Annotated in this window: 18 protein-coding genes and 2 tRNA genes; 15 read left to right on the top strand and 5 right to left on the bottom strand. The window is 42.3% G+C overall.

Going from position 1 to position 15,988, the window contains the following annotated elements:
* Window positions 1-6: 6 nt before the first annotated feature.
* On the bottom strand, window positions 7-741 hold the full coding sequence (locus Q0A08_RS15590; protein WP_438462435.1) for a GntR family transcriptional regulator: 735 nt from the start codon (window positions 739-741) through the stop codon (window positions 7-9).
* A gap of 192 nt (window positions 742-933) precedes the next feature.
* The gene (locus Q0A08_RS15585; RefSeq protein ID WP_438462434.1) at window positions 934-1,773 is read right to left on the bottom strand and encodes an isopenicillin N synthase family dioxygenase; all 840 of its coding nucleotides are present in this window, start codon (window positions 1,771-1,773) and stop codon (window positions 934-936) included.
* Window positions 1,774-2,271: 498 nt separating this feature from the next.
* Here Q0A08_RS15585 and Q0A08_RS15580 point away from each other — a divergent pair, with 498 nt between their 5' ends.
* From Q0A08_RS15580 to Q0A08_RS15530, 11 genes are all read left to right on the top strand, one after another.
* Complete coding sequence (locus Q0A08_RS15580; protein WP_438462433.1) at window positions 2,272-2,838, top strand: YqgE/AlgH family protein; 567 nt, start codon at window positions 2,272-2,274, stop codon at window positions 2,836-2,838.
* 2 nt (window positions 2,839-2,840) lie between these two features.
* Window positions 2,841-3,296, top strand: a complete 456-nt coding sequence (ruvX, locus tag Q0A08_RS15575) for a Holliday junction resolvase RuvX (RefSeq protein WP_438462432.1) — start codon at window positions 2,841-2,843, stop codon at window positions 3,294-3,296.
* Window positions 3,297-3,348: 52 nt separating this feature from the next.
* The gene (gene pyrR, locus Q0A08_RS15570; protein ID WP_438462431.1) at window positions 3,349-3,843 is read left to right on the top strand and encodes a bifunctional pyr operon transcriptional regulator/uracil phosphoribosyltransferase PyrR; all 495 of its coding nucleotides are present in this window, start codon (window positions 3,349-3,351) and stop codon (window positions 3,841-3,843) included.
* A 256-nt stretch (window positions 3,844-4,099) separates the two neighbouring features.
* Window positions 4,100-5,110, top strand: coding sequence for an aspartate carbamoyltransferase catalytic subunit (locus Q0A08_RS15565; protein WP_438462430.1), 1,011 nt, complete (start codon window positions 4,100-4,102; stop codon window positions 5,108-5,110).
* Between the two features lies 1 nt (window position 5,111).
* Window positions 5,112-6,389: a dihydroorotase gene (locus tag Q0A08_RS15560; RefSeq protein WP_438462429.1), complete on the top strand. Its 1,278-nt coding sequence runs from the start codon at window positions 5,112-5,114 to the stop codon at window positions 6,387-6,389.
* Between the two features lie 130 nt (window positions 6,390-6,519).
* Window positions 6,520-7,659 (top strand): GGDEF domain-containing protein, encoded by a 1,140-nt coding sequence (locus Q0A08_RS15555; protein ID WP_438462428.1) that lies wholly within the window; start codon window positions 6,520-6,522, stop codon window positions 7,657-7,659.
* Between the two features lie 284 nt (window positions 7,660-7,943).
* Window positions 7,944-8,633 carry a YggS family pyridoxal phosphate-dependent enzyme gene (locus tag Q0A08_RS15550; protein ID WP_438462427.1) on the top strand — a complete coding sequence of 230 codons (690 nt, stop codon included), beginning with the start codon at window positions 7,944-7,946 and terminating at the stop codon, window positions 8,631-8,633.
* A 60-nt stretch (window positions 8,634-8,693) separates the two neighbouring features.
* On the top strand, window positions 8,694-9,530 hold the full coding sequence (proC, locus tag Q0A08_RS15545; RefSeq protein WP_438462426.1) for a pyrroline-5-carboxylate reductase: 837 nt from the start codon (window positions 8,694-8,696) through the stop codon (window positions 9,528-9,530).
* 2 nt (window positions 9,531-9,532) lie between these two features.
* Window positions 9,533-10,078 (top strand): YggT family protein, encoded by a 546-nt coding sequence (locus Q0A08_RS15540; protein WP_438462425.1) that lies wholly within the window; start codon window positions 9,533-9,535, stop codon window positions 10,076-10,078.
* 166 nt (window positions 10,079-10,244) lie between these two features.
* Complete coding sequence (gene coaD, locus Q0A08_RS15535) at window positions 10,245-10,751, top strand: pantetheine-phosphate adenylyltransferase (RefSeq protein ID WP_438462424.1); 507 nt, start codon at window positions 10,245-10,247, stop codon at window positions 10,749-10,751.
* 35 nt (window positions 10,752-10,786) lie between these two features.
* The gene (locus Q0A08_RS15530; RefSeq protein WP_009834292.1) at window positions 10,787-11,038 is read left to right on the top strand and encodes a YfhL family 4Fe-4S dicluster ferredoxin; all 252 of its coding nucleotides are present in this window, start codon (window positions 10,787-10,789) and stop codon (window positions 11,036-11,038) included.
* 64 nt (window positions 11,039-11,102) lie between these two features.
* On the opposite strand, the gene Q0A08_RS15525 is transcribed toward Q0A08_RS15530, so the two are convergent.
* Window positions 11,103-12,206 (bottom strand): ion channel, encoded by a 1,104-nt coding sequence (locus tag Q0A08_RS15525; protein ID WP_438462423.1) that lies wholly within the window; start codon window positions 12,204-12,206, stop codon window positions 11,103-11,105.
* A gap of 53 nt (window positions 12,207-12,259) precedes the next feature.
* A complete protein-coding gene (gene trmL, locus Q0A08_RS15520; RefSeq protein ID WP_438462422.1) occupies window positions 12,260-12,733 on the bottom strand; it encodes a tRNA (uridine(34)/cytosine(34)/5-carboxymethylaminomethyluridine(34)-2'-O)-methyltransferase TrmL in 474 nt (157 codons plus the stop codon).
* Between the two features lie 131 nt (window positions 12,734-12,864).
* On the opposite strand from trmL, the gene Q0A08_RS15515 reads away from it, so the two are divergent.
* From Q0A08_RS15515 to Q0A08_RS15500, 4 genes are all read left to right on the top strand, one after another.
* A tRNA-Phe gene (locus tag Q0A08_RS15515) sits at window positions 12,865-12,940 on the top strand.
* Between the two features lie 353 nt (window positions 12,941-13,293).
* A complete protein-coding gene (locus Q0A08_RS15510) occupies window positions 13,294-13,608 on the top strand; it encodes a hypothetical protein (RefSeq protein WP_438462421.1) in 315 nt (104 codons plus the stop codon).
* A gap of 230 nt (window positions 13,609-13,838) precedes the next feature.
* Window positions 13,839-14,732 carry a DMT family transporter gene (locus tag Q0A08_RS15505; RefSeq protein ID WP_438462420.1) on the top strand — a complete coding sequence of 298 codons (894 nt, stop codon included), beginning with the start codon at window positions 13,839-13,841 and terminating at the stop codon, window positions 14,730-14,732.
* A gap of 124 nt (window positions 14,733-14,856) precedes the next feature.
* Window positions 14,857-14,932 (top strand) — tRNA-Phe (locus Q0A08_RS15500).
* Between the two features lie 126 nt (window positions 14,933-15,058).
* On the opposite strand, the gene Q0A08_RS15495 is transcribed toward Q0A08_RS15500, so the two are convergent.
* Entirely contained in the window at window positions 15,059-15,970 is a 912-nt protein-coding gene (locus Q0A08_RS15495; protein ID WP_438462419.1) for a LysR family transcriptional regulator, read from the bottom strand.
* Between the last annotated feature and the right edge of the window lie 18 nt (window positions 15,971-15,988).

Below are 15,988 nucleotides of genomic sequence, written 5' to 3'. Positions count from 1 at the left end.
AGAGTGCTAATTAAGGTCCACTAGATAGTGAAGTTGTTCGCTATCTACGCGGCTGACTCGATATTCAACTAAACGGCCATCTAATGCTTTGGCTTGGCGTGTGACTTCTAATAAAGGCATACCAGGAGTAACACCAATCAATTCATAGTCAGTGTTATTGGCTATGACAGCGCGTATTCTATCTGCTGCTTTATTTATCGTGACGTTAAAGCGCTCTTGATAATAGTGATAAAGGGAGTTGGGTAAATCCCCTTCTATGTCTAGCTGAGTGAAAAAGCATTGAGGTAAGTATATTTGCTCTGCAATACAGGGTTTTTGTGCCAGTTTGCGGATACGTATTATCTTAATAACCGCATCCCCTTGGCAGAGCTCTAGCTGGTTAGCTAGTTCTGCATTAGCATCAATGAGTTCGATATCAATGAGTTCAGCACTGGGTAAGCCTTTCTCTTCTTCATCATTGGCCTTGTAATGAAAGAAATGAAATAGCATATCTTTTAGCGTGTTTTCAGATACAAAGGTGCCAACCCCTTGGCGGCGAAAAACGATGTTACTTTCTCCTAGGGAATTTAATGCTTTGCGAACAGTACCTTGGCTAACATTTAATATATCGGCCAATTGGAACTCGCTGGGAAGCATCTCACCTGGTTTCCATTCACCGGCAATAATTTTATTGGTAATCACCTGCTCTATTTTTTGATAGAGAGGCTGAAACTCACTGGCATTTTGTTCTTTAAGGCTCATGTTACTTAGCAATCTCTGGTTAAAATCAGGCAGCAAAACAAAGTATAAATAAGTTTTGGCGCTTTAAATACCGTCGATATTTTCATCTTTTAGTTTATGGCTTGATAACGTATTAAATTAAAGGCAATAAAAAAGCCCTTCAATACTCAGTATTAAAGGGCTTTTATTTGCCAGCTAAAGGCGATTAAACCTTTAGATTACACCAAGCTCAACAAGACGCTCGTGTAGGTAGCTACCTGCTGTGTGGCGTTCAGAAAGCACGACTTCAGAATGAGGATGTAAGAACAAAGGCAAAGAAATACGAGACTTAGTCTTATCCGCCCCTTCTGGGTTAATCACGCGATGTGAAGTCGATGGGAAATATCCGTCAGACGCTTCTTGCAGCATGTCACCAATGTTGATGATAAGCGTACCAAAGTCACAAGGAACATCCATCCAGCCGCCATCTTGTCTTTGAACTTGTAAACCAGGCTCATTGGCAGAAGGAAGAACGGTCAAAAGGTTAATATCTTCGTGTGCACCTGCTCGAATCGCACCTAGTTCTTCATCACCTTTAAGTGGCGGATAGTGCAAAACACGCAATAGAGTTTGTTCGCTATCTTCTACCATGCTAGATAGGTTTTGAGAGTAGTTTTTGGCGACATCTTTTGGTGTGTGTGCTTCAACCCAACTAAGGAGCTCTGCAGCTAGCTTATTCGCTTCTTTGTAGTACTGAGCAAGTTGTTCTTTTAGCTCAGCAGGACATTGGCCCCAAGGGTAATAGTGGAAGTATTCTTTGATATCTTTCTTGCTATGACCTTTTGCAGTTTCAGACACATCTGGTGGGAAGTAACCATCTTGAGTGCCAACATTGTAGCGGTAGTCATTCTTTTCTTGGCTATCAAAAAATGTTTGCCAAGCTTGGTATATATTACTGACAAGTTCTTGTTGTATAGGGTGATTTTTTAAAACACCAAAGCCTGTTTCGTGCAGGGATTTAACAAAATCTTGTTGTGCTGTAGCGCTTGTGTAGTCAACGGCTTCTAATTTCATGGGTAGATCCTAAATTTTCAAAACGAGTTATTTCACGTCGTGCCAAAAGGAGACGTGGAGAGTTAATTTAACTGTAGTTGAAAGAGTGGCTTAAGATGACCAACCGCTGTGAAAGAACATCCGCATATCGATGGCTTCAGCGAAGTAATGACGTTGCCAACTTGCCAAATCCACCGTATCCAAGCGTGGGCTAGACATAAATGCCTTACCTTGCTCTGATGATGGGATGAAGTCTGCGATTTGCATTACGGAATTCCTAAAATAGGGAAAATAAAGAGGTTAAATTGAATTAACTACTAGCAAGTGTACCTTTAGGTAAGCTAGTTTTAAAGCGCTAGTTAACGAAAAAAATAATTTCAGGTCTGGGGAATTGACAGACTTGGCCTATACTGCAAAAGTTAATAGCGAGAGTTCACTCAGGCTTTTAGCAGTGATTGTTTGCTAACTTAAGCCTGATTCAGTTTGATTTTTTATTTTAAAAAATAAGAGGGTCGTATTATGAAAAATGCATTTGAGTCCCTGAAAAATCACTTTTTAATCTCCATGCCCCAGCTGAACGATCCAAATTTTCAGCAAACGGTTACCTATATCTGCGAACATACTGCAGAAGGTGCCATGGGGATTATTATTAATCGTCCATCAAAAATTGACTTTACTGAATTAGCGAATCACCTAGGAATACAAATCAACACTCCCCACCTGGCTAACGAGCCGATTTACAGTGGTGGTCCGGTCGAATCTGAACGGGGTTTTATCCTTCACACCAGTGATAAAACTTGGGTTAATACATTACCTGTTACTGAGGAGGTTGCTCTATCTGCTGCATTAGAAACATTGGAAAACATCGCCCATGGTGAAGGGCCTGAATCCTTTTTAATTAGCTTAGGTTGTGCCGGTTGGACGGCTGGGCAATTGGAAGAAGAAATAAGTAATAATGTTTGGCTAGTATGTGAAGCTGATTTGGACGTATTATTTAATACACCAAGTGATCTTCAGTTCTCAGCAGCGACCAAGGTGTTAGGGATTGATATGAACTATCTCTCATCGGATGTAGGACACTGTTAAATATGAATATAACGTCGATTTCTGACGTCAATAAAAACGCCGCTCGAACCCTGCTAGGGTTCGATTTTGGAACAACTCGAATTGGCATTGCCGTAGGTCAAGAAATTACGGCAACCGCCACACCTTTAAACCCGATAAAAGCGCGTGATGGTATTCCAAATTGGGATACTATTGCTGCTGTTGTAAAAGAATGGCAACCAGATGGCTTTGTTGTGGGTTTACCTCTCAATATGGACGGCAGTGAAAACGAAATGTGTCAAAGGGCAAAGAAGTTTGCCAATCGTTTGCACGGGCGTTACAACAAGCCTAGCTATATGATGGATGAAAGACTGTCCTCTTATGAAGCTAAGGGCCAAGTCATTAGAGAAGGAGGCAACCGTAATTTTAAAGCAAACTCTGTTGACGGTTTAGCAGCGCAAATGATTTTAGAATCTTGGTTTTTAGAAAACCAAGAATAATATTTCCATCATGATGCCAAATGCATCATAGCGAGCAAATAGAGATTAATGCATGAATCTGGATATTGAAGCAACGTTGGAGCAGATGTCAGATGCTCTTTCTTCTTATTGTCAGGATAAGAAAATCGAAAACCCAGTTATGGTGGGAATTCACTCAGGAGGAGTGTGGGTTGCTGAACGTCTTTTTAAGCGACTCGTAACGGATGTTCCTTTAGCCACGTTAGATATTACTTTTTACCGCGATGATTTTACTCGCGCAGGGTTACATCCAAAAATTAAACAAACCTCTTTGCCAAGTGTGGAAGATAAGCACATTATTCTTGTGGATGATGTTTTGATGTCTGGCAGAACGATTCGAGCAGCCATGAACGAAATTTTTGATTATGGCAGACCTGCGAGTATCAGTTTGGCAATTCTTTATGATCTTGATCAAGGCGAGTTGCCAATTAAAGCCGATGTGGTTGGACAGGTGTTAAACTTAAATCCTGACCAAAGGGTTAAGCTATCTGGGCCTGATCCGATAAAAGTTTCCTTAATTGAGACATAAACTTAGGCTTTCTCGCTTTCTTTTTGTAGCAACAAGTACGACAATTAGTACATGGCGTTATCTTATTTGGCGCAAAATAATTTAGTCATTTATGGCACTGAATAAGTGTTATGAAAAGACGTAAATTAGACATTATCATTAAAGAGTTCACGTCAAATTGTCATGCCCAGGGTAGTTTCTGCACTGGGCATTTTCCTATCATTTAGCGAGATGATTAGAATAAGGCGGGATCGTCTTCCAGTTGAGGACATTAAGCATGATACGCTCCGAATCTCGGGCACTACAATTAAACGATCAAGGTCAACTTAAGCACTTCCTAACGCTTGATGGATTAGATAAATCCATATTGACCGAAATACTAGATCGCGCCGACTCATTTTTAAGTATGGGTGAGCAATCGGTAAAAAAAGTACCGCTACTTCGCGGTAAAACAGTTGTTAATCTCTTCTTCGAAAACTCCACCCGTACTCGTACTACCTTTGAATTGGCTGCAAAACGTTTATCTGCTGATGTCATCAATCTCAATATCGAAACATCAGCGACGTCAAAAGGTGAATCTTTACTAGATACCTTACAAAACCTTGAAGCAATGCAAAGCGATATGTTTATCGTGCGTCATGCGGATAGCGGTGCGCCACACTTTATTGCAGAGCACTGTACGCCTAATGTTGCCATCATAAATGCAGGGGATGGTCGTCACGCTCACCCTACTCAAGCTATGTTGGATATGTTGACTATACGTCGCCATAAAGAAAAGTTTGAAGGACTTAAAGTGGCAATAGTGGGCGATATTTTACACTCACGTGTTGCACGTTCTCAGATCCACGCACTGAGCACTTTGGGTGTGGATGAAGTGAGACTTATCGGTCCTAAGACGTTAGTGCCTGAACATTTTAAAGAAATGGGTGCGGAAATCTTTCATGAATTAGAGCCTGGTCTTGAAGATGTTGATGTCATCATCATGCTGCGTTTGCAAAAAGAGCGAATGCAAGGTGCACTGTTACCAAGTGAAAGTGAATTCTATCGTCTTTACGGTTTGACCGAAGCCTCTCTTGCTTGGGCGAAACCGGATGCCATAGTGATGCACCCAGGTCCAATCAACCGTGGTGTTGAGATTTCTTCTGAAGTTGCTGATGGTGAACATTCAGTGATTTTGAACCAGGTAACCAACGGCATTGCTGTTCGTATGGCGGTTTTGTCCATGGCGATGAGCGGCCAGCTACAGGAAAAAGAGCAACAGGCGTCATCCACAGGAGAGATGGTTTAATATGAAAACGTGTATTAAGAATGGTCGTATCATTGACCCTAGCCAAGAACTGGATGCGGAATTAGACCTTTATATTGAAGATGAGAAAATTGTCGCTTTAGGGGATGCTCCTGCTGGTTTTGTTGCCGATGAAACGATTGATGCATCTGGACAATGGATTTTGCCCGGTTTGATTGATTTGGCCGTTTCCTTACGTGAACCTGGTTATACCCAAAAAGGTAACATAGCGTCAGAAACCTTAGCGGCTGCCTCGGGTGGTGTAACAACTCTTGTTTGCCAACCTGATACCAAGCCTATTGTTGATACGCCTGCTGTTGCAGCCTTAATTCAAGATAAGGCTTTTGAATCGGGACGCGCGAATGTCCTCCCTATTGGGGCCTTAACTCAAGGTCTTGAAGGTGAAAAATTAAGTAACATGGTCGCTTTGACTGAAGCTGGCTGTGTCGCTGTCTCCAACCATAGGCACCCTATGGTGAGCACTAAGGTGCTATCTCGTGCGCTTGAATATGCATCAACCCATGACTTATTAGTCATTTTTCACCCAGATGAAACTAGTCTGTCAGATGGTGGTTGTGCTCATGAAGGTGTTGTCTCGACCATGCATGGTTTATCTGGCATACCTGAAACGGCTGAAACTATCGCGCTTGCACGCGATCTTATGCTGATTGAAAAGACCAAGGTTAAGGCGCATTTCGCTCGCTTAAGCTCGGCTAAGGCGGTTGAGATGGTAGCTGATGCTAAAGCATCAGGCCTAGATGTGACAGCAGATGTGGCATTACATAACCTTCTACTCACTGATAACGTGTTAAGCGAGTTTGATGGTCATTATCATGTCTTGCCACCACTTAGATCTGAAGATGATAGGTTAACACTGATCGAAGGAATCAAAGCGGGCGTCATTTCAGCGATTTGTTCTGACCATCAGCCCCATGAAAAAATGGCTAAGATAGCACCGTTTTCTGCCACTGAGCCTGGCATGGCTAATTTAGAGATTCTTTTACCGCTTGCGATGACACTGATGGACGAAGGTGATTTCGACTTTAACTTGCTTCTGTCATGCTTAACTCAAGGTCCAGCATCTTGTTTGGGAATTGATGCAGGTTCATTAGCAGTTGGCAGTTATGCTGATCTTGTGTTATTTGATAGTACTCAAAGGTGGGAATGGTCAGGATCTAATCGTAAAACCAAAGGTCAAAACTCACCATGGATTGGAGAAAACCTGATAGGTAAAGTGGTATCTACCTACCTTTCAGGCCAAAAAGTTTTTCCTATCAATTAGTTAAGTCAGCATGACTGTTAACAAATTGTAATTGAAATGAAAAAAAGCTTACGCTTGATAGCTTTACTTTTAGTTGTGTAGAGTTAATCTAGTTTAAGGGTAATAGATTCAACCTAATGGCCAGGATTACATGACAAACCAATTATCAGAGCATGACATGCAAGTTAAAATAGCCCAACTGGAGCAACAGTTGGAACAGGTCCGTAATGAGCGCGATGCGATGTCGCTGATTTACGACTCAAGCTACCAGATTCTTCACTACATTGCAGAGGGTGCACCGACTGCAACCATCTTTGATGGCATGATGGATCAAATTGAGCGTTATTTTCCAAGCTATCAAGCCTGTTTAATGTTGGTCGATGAAACTGGCTCTCAGTGGCGAGTAGAGGCTGGTACAGGGATAGAGCACGACTTAGCGACACCTTCTGGTGTGATCGAAGACTTCCCTATGCAGTACTTCACTAATCATCTTGAACAATCTAAAGAATGTCTTTTATTCGTGCCAAACCTGACACAAAATCCGGCTTGGCGAGAATGGAATAAGGTACTTAATCAATACGACGTTGATGTTTGTATCGCTCAACCTTTCAATTTCGAGAATGAAGGCTTCTTAGGTTACATGGTGGTATTTGCCCCGAGTTCTGAATCTCAAAATATTAATGTATTTAAGCGTCTTCTTGATTGCCTAATGCACATGTTGCACTTGTCTAGCCTAAGACAAAATGCGCAAACTCGTTTGCTTAACTCAGCAAACCATGACCCTTCAACTGGATTAGCTAACCGCTATAACTTTAATACCAACTTCTCCATGATGCTGAAAGACGCTAAGCGTCACTTCCAGCGTTTATCTGTGATAGTGATAGAAGCGCATCAGTCTAAAGACTTTAGCGCACCTGCGGCAGAAGACATTAAAGACAGCATTATGAAAGTCGTGGCGAAGCGGCTACAGAAAAGTGTGCGTGACAATGACTTGTTAGCGCGTTTTAGTGATGCTGAATTTGTTATGGCGTTAAGAGTTAAGCACCTAGAAGACTCTGAAATCATTGCCAATAAGATTTTGCAAAGCATGGAAGAAGCGATTGTTATCGAAGGGCTGAGTTACAATATTACCCTTTCACTAGGTATTAGCTACTACCCAGAACACTCAAGTTTCTCTGAGCTTTATTCTGCTGCTACTCATGCGAAGAATAATGCCACAGCAGAACAAAAATATTGCATTGAATACCATGGTCGTTTCTGCAAAAGCAGCGCAGATTTATATGACTTTTAGTAAATAATGATATGATGCCTAACTTATAGCGAGTGTGAGCTCTGGTGTCGGGTTTACCCATGACACCAATGATTTACATTAGGTTAGGCATATTATCCAACTCGTTCAGTAGCTATCTAATCAGGTTATGAGATAGCGTCATTAGACAAGCTGCTTTCTTAATACTGAACAAACCTGATAAAGCCTGATTGTTTTGAGTCACCAGTCGTGCTGGTAAAGATAAGAAACCGACCACACCCGCCAAAATTATTTCATCAATTTTCTGTTAGGAGTGAAAACTCTCCATGGCTATTGCCGAAAATATTTCTCAGACAAAACAGCAAATAGCACAGCTTGAGCAGGCGTATCAAAGAGCTGAGCACAGTGTTGCCCTACTGGCTGTGAGCAAAACCAAACCCATCTCTGCAATTGAAGAAGCATATGCCCAAGGGCAGAGAATGTTTGGCGAAAACTATGTGCAAGAAGCCGCTGATAAAAGCCAGAAACTGGCTCATCTAACGGACATTGAGTGGCATTTTATTGGACCGATACAATCGAATAAAACACGTACCGTTGCCGAGTCTATGAATTGGGTGCATACCCTAGACAGAGAAAAAATTGCTACCCGCTTGAGTGAACAAAGGCCAGCAGACTTACCAGCACTAAATGTGTGTATTCAGGTAAATATTAGCGGAGAAGCCTCTAAATCCGGTATTTTACTCACCGAATTAGACACACTTGTTGAAATTGTGAACAATCAGCCCAATCTTATTCTTCGAGGCTTGATGGCAATACCCGCGCCACAAACCTCTTTAGAAGATCAACTCGCAACCTATAAGCCTTTATATCAGGCTTATCAGGCGTTGGCTGAGAAATACGACACAATTGATACCTTATCCATAGGTATGTCGGGTGACATGGAAGCAGCGATTGCCAGCGGTAGTAGCATGGTACGCATTGGTACCGCTATATTTGGCGCCAGAGATTACACTTAGATTTATGTGAATTTAGATTATCATTAGGGCAAACCGAGTGATTGAAGATTAGGAACTAACATGCAAGCAAGCATCGCTTTTATCGGCGTAGGCAATATGGCAGGCGCAATTATTCGCGGCCTGATTCAAAACGGTTATCCAGCAGATTTAATTACAGGCACAGCAAGAGGTGAGGAAAAGCGTCAGGCTTTTACTCAAGAACTTGGCATCAATATGACAGACGACAACAGTGCAGCTGTTGCTGAAGCTGATGTGGTTGTTTTATGCGTGAAACCCGCACAAATGTCTGATGTGATCGCTGGTTTTAAGTCAGTGATTAGTCCAGACCAAGTTTACTTATCTGTCGCAGCTGGCTTAGGTTTAGAGAGCTTAAGCGATTGGTTAGGCGATGTGGCAATTGTACGTAGCATGCCAAATACACCTGCACAGCTAGGGTCTGGTATGACAGGCTTGATTGCCAACGACAAAGTAACAGATGCCCATAAAGATTGGGTGACTGAGTTATTTGCCAGTGTGGGTGACTCTCTATGGGTCGAAGACGAAAAGCAGATGCACACGGTAACGGCTCTTTCTGGCAGTGCTCCCGCTTATTTCTTTCGCTTTTTAGAAGCTATGATCAAAAGTGGCCAAGCACAAGGCTTAGATGAAGCCTCTTGTCGTAAATTGGCATCTCATACCATGTTAGGTGCTGCTAGGATGGTGACAGAAACTAGCGAAGATATAAGCCAACTACGAATCAATATTACGTCCCCTAATGGGACAACAGAGCAAGCGCTAAACTCGTTTGAAGCGAGTGATATTGACCTGATAGTTGATCAGGCAATGCAGGCTTGTATTAATCGATCGAATGAAATGGCGACTTTATTTGCCTCAACAACAGACAATAAGGACTCATAACGATGACGTCAGATCCACTCATCTTTTTACTGAAAACACTGGCAAACCTCTATTTGTTTGTGGTTTTGCTAAGACTCGTTCTACAACTAACAAAAGCTGATTTTTACAACCCAATCAGTCAGGGCATTGTAAAAGCAACTAACCCTCTAATTCTGCCGATTCGAAAAATAGTGCCTTCTGTTGCACGTGTTGATAGCGCTTCAGTTGTTTTAGCTTTATTAGTGCAGTTGGTAACGGTTGCGGTCATCTTCTTCCTTTCTGGCTACAATGCCGGCCCTTCTCAATACTTCATTTATACTGTGATGGGCGTGATTTATCACTTTTTAGACCTGTATTTCTGGGCTATGCTGATTTCAGTTATTTTAAGTTGGGTAGCGCCTAATGCGAGTCATCCTGGGGCACTATTAGTGCAACAAATAACCGAGCCTTTATACCGCTTTGTTAGAGGCTTTGTGCCTAACCTTGGTGGTTTAGATATTTCACCGATATTTATTTTCTTAGGTATCTCCTTTGCTAAGCAAATGCTTGCAAGTTACGGTGTCATATAAGATTTTCTATGATTATGCCTTCTAGTTAATGTCAGGTATCTAATCTAGTGAATTGAGTACAAGGGCGTTATTCGATATGATGCGCGCCTTTGATGGAAAATATGTGTAGAAACAAAGTGTGTTATTCACTGTTTCCTCCTTTAAAATATAAGTTCGGATGAGTGCTATGAGTGCAATTGCGGTTTACCCTGGAACATTTGACCCTATTACCAATGGCCATGCTGACTTGGTTGAGAGAGCTGCACGTTTATTTAGCAAAGTGGTAGTTGCTGTTGCAGCTAGCCCTAAAAAACGCCCAGTGTTAGATCATGATGTACGTATTGCCCTAGCGCGCAAAGTATTAGGCCATTTACCAAATGTTGAAGTGGTTGGCTTTGATAACTTGCTAACTGAATTTACTCGTTCAGTGAATGGGCAAGTGGTTGTGCGTGGACTACGTGCGGTTTCTGACTTTGAATACGAATTCCAACTAGCGAATATGAACCGAGTGATAGCACCAGATGTTGAAAGTTTATTTTTAACACCTTCTGAAAAACACTCTTATATCTCATCTACACTAGTGAGAGAGATTGCTTCTCTAGGTGGCGACTTTGGTTTGTTCGTTCATCCTGAAGTGGAATCTGTATTGCAAGCACGCTATCTAAGCTTGAAAGCTGAATTAGAAGCTAAATAGGTTTATTAGATAGTCGTTAGCGTTAGGAAATTATTATGTCTCTAAAAATTACAGACGAATGCATCAACTGTGATGTATGTGAACCTGAATGTCCTAACGAGGCCATTTACCCAGGTGAGCTAATCTATGAAATAGAGCCAGCTAAATGCACCGAATGTGTGGGGCATTATGATGAGCCACAATGTCAGATAGTCTGCCCAGTAGACTGTATTCCTCTTGATCCTAATCATAAGGAAACAGAAGAACAGCTAATGGAAAAATACCTAACCCTGACAGGCCAGCTGTAGCAAATAGTTTGCATAAAAAAGCCAGTACTGGAATCCAGTGCTGGCTTTTTTTATGCCGTTATATTTAGTGAGTAAAAAGTGCCTGCAAACCCTGCTTATCTGGCAAAGCATTATCGTCATCTACCATCACGATCAGAGAGTTCGCTTGGATCTCTAACTTAGCTTTTGGCTGAGTCACTATCTCACCTTGAGTGTTTTCATAACCCAAAGCCGTACCTATCCCTGCTTTCATCAAAGTAATCACTACATCAGCCCAGCTTGTATCACGAATCGTGACCTGCAAACGAACCGTGTGATCCCCTTGGTGGCGGAATAAGTCTTCGAGTACTTGTTCTGTGCCAGGGGCGATAAGAGAGCGCACCAACATTTCAGGGTAAGCTCTTACAGGGCGAATAACCGCATTAGCGCCCGCTTCTTTAAATCTAGCTCTATTATGGTCATTAACCGCCTCAGCTAAGATATAGGCTGAGCTATTAAGTGCTTTGATACGGTGAAGAATATCGAAGACGAGGCTATCACTGTGAGCATTTTGGCTATCAGGGCTCAGTACCACGATAAACTTGGCTTTTTCAGCACTACAGGCTTCTAACGCACCTTCATTAGTGGCTTCACCTGTCTGGTGAACTGCACCAAAGCTTCGTAAACTAAGTGGCAAGCCTTCCGGAAAGTCAGGCGTCAAAAACTGAATAGGCGTATTTTCAAGATCAGGGGTATTACATACTTGATCAACCAAACGCTCTAAATAGGATTCAGTGTATAAAGTCGGGGTATTGATAATTAACAAATGGTCATGCATGTTTTCCCACTCCAATTGGCCTTTAATGCCCATCTCTTTCTTTTGAATTCTAAGTTCTATGTAATCACTGGCAATCTGTGCAAGTAAGGCTATGCCTAATCCGTAAATTAGCACTATGGTGGCCGCTTGCCCCCAAAAACTTGCAGCAGAAATATCGCCATAACCCGTGGTACTTGCCGATGTCATAGTGAGCCAAAAGGCTTGCCACCAATCCATCTCTTCAAATAGCACCATGGCGATGCTATGGGCAGCCAACACCAAGGCTAATAGCATAAAACGGGTTTTTAAATCTCGAGCAGCATGCATAAAGACACGCTTACGAAAATCACCGCGCTTTCTTTTCTTCCTGAAACTTGACCAAAATGAATGCATCTTAGTGAATCACCCCTCTTACTTAATCCTAATCGCTAGCGTTTAACTGGCTTCTAGTCTAAATCTGCTGGCATAGCATAATCCAGCTGACGCCAAGACTCATACACCATGATGGCAACCGTATTAGACAGGTTCAAACTACGGCTATTAGGTTGCATAGGCAGTCTTAGTCGCTGCTCTTCTGGTAAGGCTTCGATAAACTCTATGGGTAAACCACGGGTTTCTGGGCCAAATACCAAGACATCGTTTTCTTCAAACTTAACTTCGCTTGGTACCTTGCAACCTTTGGTCGTTAACGCATAAACCTTGCCTAACTCTTGAGAGTCGACAAAATCTTGCCAGCTTTTATGGCGTTTTACACGGGCTACTTCATGATAATCCAAGCCAGCACGACGTACTTTTTTCTCGTCTAAATCAAAACCTAAAGGCTCGATCAAATGCAGCCTATAGCCAGTATTGGCACATAAGCGAATGACATTACCTGTATTAGGTGGAATTTCCGGTTGGTACAAAACAATATTAAGCATAAATTGGGCCTCTTTAGATAGGCTGCATATTATCAGAAATTCAAGGATAGCTAAGTCATTGTTAAAAAAATCAAAATTATTTAAAAAAGTGGTTGACGACTAAGCCGTCTCATATATAATACGCCGCACTTGCCCTGATAGCTCAGTCGGTAGAGCAGAGGATTGAAAATCCTCGTGTCCGTGGTTCGATTCCGCGTCAGGGCACCATTATTTCCGAAAAAGGTCAGCTTTCAAGCTGACCTTTTTTCGTTCAGTCTTTCGCAAATAGAGCAATTTGCAAAAGCAAAAAGCCCCATAGGCCTTGGTCTGTGGGGCTTTTTTATTGCCTAAATTTTATAGTCTTATGCTTATTGGTGCGAGATACTGCTTTACCCCTATCATGGCATGAGTCATCAACGCTGGTTTAGGTACTCTCTCCAGAACACTTGCGGCATCACAAGAAAGGCTGGCTTTTACATACAATCACCTTTTTTAGCATTAACATGTCCGGTAGGCTTTATGGACAGAGGCCAAGATTGGTCTTATTTAGATCTAGAGAATAATCAAAACTAAGGAAAGGTATGGACGCCATCGAAAAAAGAGATACAAGTATCGCCAATCAGCTAGGAAGCAATGAATTACCTGAGTTTGATGCCATAGGCGTTGAGCAGCTCGAAGCCATGTTACGTTTAAGGATGGCCGACTTTCTCGTTAACCAGCAAGAAGTAGACGGCCAAATGTGTAAAGGCAGCCTCAACCTACTGTCCGAAATGTCAGATGTCCCCTCCTCTTACTTACATCAGTTCTTTCAAGAGAAATCTATTTGCATTACCAACATGAACAAGTTGGCCAACCATTTCAACGTGAAGTACATAGTGATGAACTTTCCAGTATGATATGACACGCCTTTTATTTTACAAATAGCCCTACAAACCTTTGAAATAAAAGGATGATTTTAAGTCTATTAAATTTGGTCATTCTTTTTTTAGCTAATAAGCTCTCTAATGATTCGCTTGAAAGCGAGATGGTCTTACTACCTACTGTAAGATCATCTCTAAAAAACCTTTGACCTGTCTATTGGTGACACCTTGAAAATACCTATCCAGTTGAATAAGGTGAATCAATTATGCTCAGTCTCATGAAACAATATCAATTACCCAAACCCTTGCAGGGCGTGGCTCTCGCTCTGGTTTCTACGTGTCTGTTTGTGTGTGTAGGCGCCCTAGTGCGAATTCTCAGCGAGCAAATAGACCTGTTTCAAATTCTCCTTGTGCGCCAGCTCGTGTTTATTCTGGTACTGACGCCTGCTATCTGGGTGTCGTTAGATGTATTGCTCAAACCTGCCAAAGTAAAACTACATCTGTTGCGTATTTTAGGAGCCTTTTTAGCTTTGTACCTAGGCTTTGTCACGGTCAGTAATTTGCCTTTGGCAGATGCAACGGCCCTTGGATTTACTCAAGTGTTATTTGTCGCCTTCATTTCTAAAATCTTTTTATCCGAAACTGTTGGCGTGAATCGAGTTATGACCGTTTTGGTGGGCTTTGTTGGTGTCATGCTGGTGGTGCAACCCAGTTTTGAAGCGGCCTCCTTCTTGTATACCTTAGCGGGTTTAGGTGGGGCTTTAGGGGCTGCGATTGCTGTGGTGTGTGTGCGTCAGATGTCGAAAACAGAATCACGTACTGTCTTGCTTACTTACCAAGCTGTGTTTGTTGGTTTGATTGCGCTCATTCCTAGTTTGTTCGTCTGGCAATGGCCCACAGCCAGCCAGTGGCTCTTACTCGTGCTCGTGGGTGTTATTTCATCTATCGCTCAGTGGATTGGTGTTAGTGCTTACAAACTTGCTGAAGCAAATATTGTGGCTAACGTCGAATATGCCAAAATGATCTACTCATTGATATTGGGCTACTTTCTCTTTAGTGAATTACCTAATGAGTTAGCTGTGGTGGGTGTTGTTATCATTATTGGTAGTGCGTTTCTGCCTTTCATGGATAAAGTGTTTAAGAAACGAACCTCTTTTTAAAGCTTAAAAAGGGTTAACTGTTGAGTGTTAATTGAGCACTTTTTTTTGCAATGAGAAGTGACGCTAAGATACTGAAAAATAAGGTCGCGATTTCGCAAAACATCCTATATAATGCTGCGCGATTGCCCTGATAGCTCAGTCGGTAGAGCAGAGGATTGAAAATCCTCGTGTCCGTGGTTCGATTCCGCGTCAGGGCACCATCATTCAAAAAGGCCAGCTTTTATAGCTGGCCTTTTTTTGGTTTAAATTGCCACTTTTCTATTCTTTTCTTTCTTTTTAAGGCTTTCATTACCTGTTTCTTCTCAGGAAGCTTTTTTCTAAATGCGTTATCCGTTAAAGGCTTTCATCCAAGCGCTTAGATGTTGTAATAGCTGATGAGGACCTGCTGATAATTGACGACCAAGCCGTGTGATCATGTGGGCTTCCCCTTGGGCAAGAAGCTGATTATCTATGGGAATTGCCACAAGCTGCTTGTCTTCTATTTCCCTTGAGACGACAAAGGCTGGCATAAAGGTAAAGCCCATTTCTGAGCGGACAAACTGCTTTAATACCGCGATAGAATCTGTGGTTAAAACAGGTTTAAAGCGTATCTTCTCTTGGAATTCAGCCATGGCTAGCAGTTGTCGCATACCAAATTGCGGCTCTTGCAAGGCGACGGGATAGTCTAATAATTGCGTTAGGCTTAGTGGCCTTTCTAGCTGAGTAATTGGATGGTCAGGAGAGACTATGGCGCAAATGGGCTGGCAGCTAATGGCTTGAGAGCGAATATTAGGCTGGCTGGTTGGATGAAATAACAAACCCATGTGGGCTTCGTCTTCTTCTACTTGGCGAATTACTTCATTAGAGCCACCCATATTGATAGAAAGTGTTAAAGCTGGGTAGCGTTTATTAAACTCAGGTAAAGGGCCAGACATGAGATCACTGACAAAGCCTTCTCCCACTGCGAGTTTGATATGGCCTCTTTCTAAACCTTCTAACGCCTGTAGTTTGGCTAAACAAGTTTCTTCGCTAGATAAGGATTGTCGATAATAGCTGAGTAGTATTTCCCCAGCTTCTGTTGCAGTTACACCTTTTCGGTGTCTTTCTATTAGGGTACAGGCGAGTTCTTCTTCTAGTAAGGCAATTTGTCGACTGACCGCAGATGGGGCTAAATTGAGCTTGTCAGCAGCGGCTCTTACCGTGCCTAGGCTAACGGCCTCATAGAGGTAAGCAAGACGCTGTTCTTTTATCTCTTTCATTGCTTCTCCCTATGTGGC

The sequence above is a fragment of the Marinomonas sp. PE14-40 genome (assembly GCF_051623805.1).
GTDB lineage: Bacteria > Pseudomonadota > Gammaproteobacteria > Pseudomonadales > Marinomonadaceae > Marinomonas.
This window is presented reverse-complemented; position numbering and strand designations above follow the sequence as displayed.

What these genes read in the sequence shown, in the direction of transcription:
- Q0A08_RS15590 (WP_438462435.1), bottom strand. Translation starts at nt 741, where the DNA reads ATGAGCCTTAAAGAACAAAATGCCAGTGAGTTTCAGCCTCTCTATCAA.
- Q0A08_RS15585 (WP_438462434.1), bottom strand. Translation starts at nt 1,773, where the DNA reads ATGAAATTAGAAGCCGTTGACTACACAAGCGCTACAGCACAACAAGAT.
- Q0A08_RS15580 (WP_438462433.1), top strand. Translation starts at nt 2,272, where the DNA reads ATGAAAAATGCATTTGAGTCCCTGAAAAATCACTTTTTAATCTCCATG.
- ruvX (WP_438462432.1), top strand. Translation starts at nt 2,841, where the DNA reads ATGAATATAACGTCGATTTCTGACGTCAATAAAAACGCCGCTCGAACC.
- pyrR (WP_438462431.1), top strand. Translation starts at nt 3,349, where the DNA reads ATGAATCTGGATATTGAAGCAACGTTGGAGCAGATGTCAGATGCTCTT.
- Q0A08_RS15565 (WP_438462430.1), top strand. Translation starts at nt 4,100, where the DNA reads ATGATACGCTCCGAATCTCGGGCACTACAATTAAACGATCAAGGTCAA.
- Q0A08_RS15560 (WP_438462429.1), top strand. Translation starts at nt 5,112, where the DNA reads ATGAAAACGTGTATTAAGAATGGTCGTATCATTGACCCTAGCCAAGAA.
- Q0A08_RS15555 (WP_438462428.1), top strand. Translation starts at nt 6,520, where the DNA reads ATGACAAACCAATTATCAGAGCATGACATGCAAGTTAAAATAGCCCAA.
- Q0A08_RS15550 (WP_438462427.1), top strand. Translation starts at nt 7,944, where the DNA reads ATGGCTATTGCCGAAAATATTTCTCAGACAAAACAGCAAATAGCACAG.
- proC (WP_438462426.1), top strand. Translation starts at nt 8,694, where the DNA reads ATGCAAGCAAGCATCGCTTTTATCGGCGTAGGCAATATGGCAGGCGCA.
- Q0A08_RS15540 (WP_438462425.1), top strand. Translation starts at nt 9,533, where the DNA reads ATGACGTCAGATCCACTCATCTTTTTACTGAAAACACTGGCAAACCTC.
- coaD (WP_438462424.1), top strand. Translation starts at nt 10,245, where the DNA reads ATGAGTGCAATTGCGGTTTACCCTGGAACATTTGACCCTATTACCAAT.
- Q0A08_RS15530 (WP_009834292.1), top strand. Translation starts at nt 10,787, where the DNA reads ATGTCTCTAAAAATTACAGACGAATGCATCAACTGTGATGTATGTGAA.
- Q0A08_RS15525 (WP_438462423.1), bottom strand. Translation starts at nt 12,206, where the DNA reads ATGCATTCATTTTGGTCAAGTTTCAGGAAGAAAAGAAAGCGCGGTGAT.
- trmL (WP_438462422.1), bottom strand. Translation starts at nt 12,733, where the DNA reads ATGCTTAATATTGTTTTGTACCAACCGGAAATTCCACCTAATACAGGT.
- Q0A08_RS15510 (WP_438462421.1), top strand. Translation starts at nt 13,294, where the DNA reads ATGGACGCCATCGAAAAAAGAGATACAAGTATCGCCAATCAGCTAGGA.
- Q0A08_RS15505 (WP_438462420.1), top strand. Translation starts at nt 13,839, where the DNA reads ATGCTCAGTCTCATGAAACAATATCAATTACCCAAACCCTTGCAGGGC.
- Q0A08_RS15495 (WP_438462419.1), bottom strand. Translation starts at nt 15,970, where the DNA reads ATGAAAGAGATAAAAGAACAGCGTCTTGCTTACCTCTATGAGGCCGTT.